Raw genomic sequence first — 461 nt, 5'->3', positions numbered from 1 at the left:
ATTGGAATTCCTGCTTCAAAATCTTCTTCTGACGCGTAATACACTACTTGGCTATTTCCATCTCCCGCATTTGGATTGATTTCCTCATCTTTCTGAGTTAAATCGAATTCGCCTATTTCGTTGTCGGCTTGTTGAGCGTCGCTTGGTGAAGCACAAATCACTTCGTTGCTTGCCGTTAAATTAATCTCAGGTCGGTCGTCAATGAACAACTGGAATCGGTTATCTTCAGCGGAATTAAATGCCGTAATACAAGCATTTTCTCCTTCCAATCGGATATAGATGAACTCACCATCAATTCCGTTATAATTCACAGGAAAAGCAATAGCATTGGTGCCATTTTCGGCATTTTCTTGGCTTTGATGATAAGTCAAAGTAACATTTTCTTGATTGCCGATAATTAAATTTGAATTCTGAGTTAAATCAAATACTGCAATGTTTGGATTATCGCTACAGGCTCGTAA

The 461-nt window shown here is 38.6% G+C and carries 1 protein-coding gene; it reads right to left on the bottom strand.

The window, feature by feature from the left end; translation table 11 throughout:
• The coding region (locus tag G7034_RS10305; RefSeq protein ID WP_166400882.1) for a hypothetical protein at positions 1-461 on the bottom strand (461 nt) is incomplete at both ends.

The sequence above is a fragment of the Psychroflexus maritimus genome, assembly GCF_011089875.1.
Taxonomy (GTDB): domain Bacteria; phylum Bacteroidota; class Bacteroidia; order Flavobacteriales; family Flavobacteriaceae; genus Psychroflexus; species Psychroflexus maritimus.
The sequence above is the reverse complement of the archived record's forward strand: the minus strand, read 5'-3'. Positions and strand labels throughout refer to the sequence as shown.